Raw genomic sequence first — 3,205 nt, 5'->3', positions numbered from 1 at the left:
CAAATATTATGATGTTGATTCTATTAAACAACAATCAATGCTTGATTTCAAGCCTTTCTTTACGAAAGTTTTGGATTTATATTTATATGAATCAGGCAAAGTTATGAATAGATAAGAATAGATAGGAATTGAGGAGATTGGAATCATGATACAAGCGTCAACAGACCGCAAATGGCTGCCGCTTTACGAAGCTTTAGCCAGCGATGTGCGGCTACAGATTATGGATTTGCTTGCTGAACAAGAGATGAACGTGAAGGAATTGGCTCAGACGCTTGGCTTAAGCAGCGCCATCGTGACCATGCATGTGAGGAAGCTCGAGGTCGGCGGCCTGATTCACACGGCGTTAGTACGCAAACAAGGCGGCACGCATAAAATGTGCACGCTCGCGGTTTCGCGCGTCGAGATTCAGTTGCCGCAGCTCAGTGAGCCTAAACGCGTGTTCGATGAGGTGTCCATTCCCATCGGACATTACACGCGCTTTGAAGTGCAGCCCACGTGCGGCCTCGCAACGGCCGATCATACGATCGGCCAGTACGACGATCCGCGCTACTTCTTTGAACCCGAGCGGATGCATGCGAAGATTCTCTGGTTCGGGAGCGGCTTCGTGGAGTACCGCATCCCGAATTATTTGCTCCCCGGACAGACGCTGGAGGAGATTGAGATTTCGCTTGAGCTCGGCTCGGAAGCGCCAGGCATCGCCGAGAATTGGCCTTCGGACATACATTTCTATGTCAACGACACCCTGCTCGGCTATTGGACAAGCCCCGGCGATTCGGGGCAGGGCCGCGGGCATTACACGCCTAGTTGGTGGCCGGACTCCATCAACCAATATGGTTGGTTGAAGGTGATTCGGATCACCGAACAGGGCACTTTCCTTGACGGGCAGCGGCTCTCGGGCGTCACGATCAAGGACATCCGCATGTCGCGCAACGAGTGGCTACTAAGGATTGAAGTGCCGGAGGATGCGGCGCATGTCGGGGGGCTTACGCTGTACGGTGAAGGCTTCGGCAACTACAACCGGGATATTATTTTTCGCACCTACCGAAGGTAGGATTAATTAAGCAAACCTCATGGCATATATGCAGCTCTCTGGCAATACAGTAAGGTAAATGACTGCGAGGGAGTTGATCTTTCAATGCCAGAGCAACAACATGCGCCAGTACTAACTGTCAAGGATTGGATGATTACCATTCTGCTGATGGCCATACCTATTGTGAATATCGTCTTATTATTCGTGTGGGCTTTCAGCAAAAACGAAAACCCGTCGAAGTCGAACTATGCCAAAGCAAGCTTAATTTGGGCGGCTATCGGTCTTGTGCTCTATCTCATTTTCGTAGTTATTCTATTCGGGACGGTTATGTCCAGTTTAAATACATAGAATTACTGTTTGCAGCTATCCCTTAGTAGGCGGCCCGTCCGCTTAGGGATGGCTTTTTTATTTTCCCGTCCCCCTATAAATGGCATCGAAGTGAAGTATGCTATACTGGAAAAAAAAGAAAAGGAGCCTCTCTGATGCCTGCACCTTTACATTGGAAAAAGTCACTATGGATATTATGGGGGGCTAACTTTTCCATCATGTGCGGAATGAACCTTATTCTTCCGTTTCTGCCCCTTTACATTGGACAACTTGGGGTTCACGAGGTAGGCGATGTCGTGCGCTGGACAGGCTGGATCGTTGCCGCCCAGTTTATCACCTCGTTTCTTACGCAGCCTCTCTGGGGAGCCATCGCGGATCGCCGCGGCCGCAAAATCATGCTGCTTAGAGCTGGCTTCGGCATGGCTATTGTGACCGCCTTAATGGGGATTGTCACGGAGCCTTGGCAGCTGCTTGCGCTTCGGCTGCTCAACGGTTTCTTCTCCGGCTTCATTTCCATGGCCGTTTCGCTGCAAGCATCAGTGACACCCCCAGAGCACTCAGGGAAATCGCTCGGCACGCTGCAAACAGGATCAATCGCCGGATCGCTTATCGGTCCTTTGATCGGAGGGTTGCTTGCTGGTATGATCGGATATAGTCACATATTCTTTGTTACCGGCGCTCTCATGCTCTGCGCCAGTCTCATTGTCATGATTTTCATTCACGAGGAGCGTAAGGTCCCTGCTCAGAAAAAAGTACGTMAGCGCACGGAATGGCGCCTTTTTCGGCCACTGCTGCCGGTCTTTGCCGCTTCACTCATTACGCAAATTGGCATGATGAGCATCGAGCCGATCGTGACGGTCTATGCGAAGACGATTTACTTCGGCAATCATTTGGAGCTGTTTGCCGGTTTAATCGTGGCGATTACAGGTATCGCCAACTTGTTCGGCGCGCCATCCTTAGGGAGACTTGGCGACCGTATCGGCCAACGCAAAACATTGGTCATCGCCTTGTCGATGGCGGCGCTCGCCTTCATTCCGCAGGCCTTCGCCACGAGCATTACGATGCTGCTCGTCGGAAGATTCCTGCTGGGGCTGTTCATTGGAGGCATGATTCCTTCCTTGAACGTACTGGTACTGAAGCTAGCCCCCACTCAAATTCAGGGAACGGCCTACGGATTTAACACTTCTTCGCTCTTTCTCGGCAATCTGATTGGCCCCTTGCTTGGCAGTCATTTTGCAGCAGCGTATGGGTTTAAGTCGGTATTTTATATCACCATGGCTATCCTACTGCTCTGTGCTTTATTCGTTTACTTGAATCGCAGTCTGGAGACCTTCCGGCAGTCAAATTCGGTTTAACCTTTTTCTTATTCAAATTGAACTTATTCATGGAGGATGATTTATGAAACACGAGATTTTATATAAAGGCGCATTTCCAATGCTGCGCGTGGAGCTTGAAGCTGGAGAAAACATTAAGGCAGAATCTGGAGCTATGGTCTCGATGTCGCCTAACATTGAGCTCAAAGGAACGGTAGATGGTGGTATTATGAAAGGTCTTGGTCGTATGCTAAGCGGAGAGAAATTCTTCTTCCAGGAATTAACCCCAACGCGCGGCGGCGGCGAAGTGCTATTGGCACCAGCGGTGATTGGCGACATTGAAGCTGTCGAGCTTGACGGATCGTACAAGCTGTATGTGCAAAAGGACGGCTTTCTGGCCGGAACATCTGGCATTCAAGTGAATACGAAAATGCAAAACCTGATGAGCGGCTTCATGTCCGGCGAAGGGTTCTTCATCGTTGAAATTAGCGGTAGAGGCACGGTTTTCCTCTCCTCTTACGGGGCTATTCATGCC

4 protein-coding genes are annotated in these 3,205 nt (G+C 50.2%); all 4 read left to right on the top strand.

What is annotated here, in order from left to right:
- The first annotated feature begins 145 nt into the window (after positions 1–145).
- Positions 146–1,051: an ArsR/SmtB family transcription factor gene (locus tag AC1DUA_RS31025; RefSeq protein ID WP_477503410.1), complete on the top strand. Its 906-nt coding sequence runs from the start codon at positions 146–148 to the stop codon at positions 1,049–1,051.
- An 84-nt stretch (positions 1,052–1,135) separates the two neighbouring features.
- Positions 1,136–1,378: a hypothetical protein gene (locus AC1DUA_RS31020; protein ID WP_477503409.1), complete on the top strand. Its 243-nt coding sequence runs from the start codon at positions 1,136–1,138 to the stop codon at positions 1,376–1,378.
- Between the two features lie 134 nt (positions 1,379–1,512).
- Entirely contained in the window at positions 1,513–2,712 is a 1,200-nt protein-coding gene (locus tag AC1DUA_RS31015) for an MFS transporter (protein WP_477503408.1), read from the top strand.
- A 43-nt stretch (positions 2,713–2,755) separates the two neighbouring features.
- The coding region (locus AC1DUA_RS31010; RefSeq protein WP_477503407.1) for a TIGR00266 family protein at positions 2,756–3,205 on the top strand (450 nt) is incomplete at its 3' end.

This window comes from Paenibacillus sp. 01T422, assembly GCF_056398785.1.
Note: the sequence above shows the minus strand (reverse complement) of the source record. Positions and strands in the feature narration are given on the sequence as shown.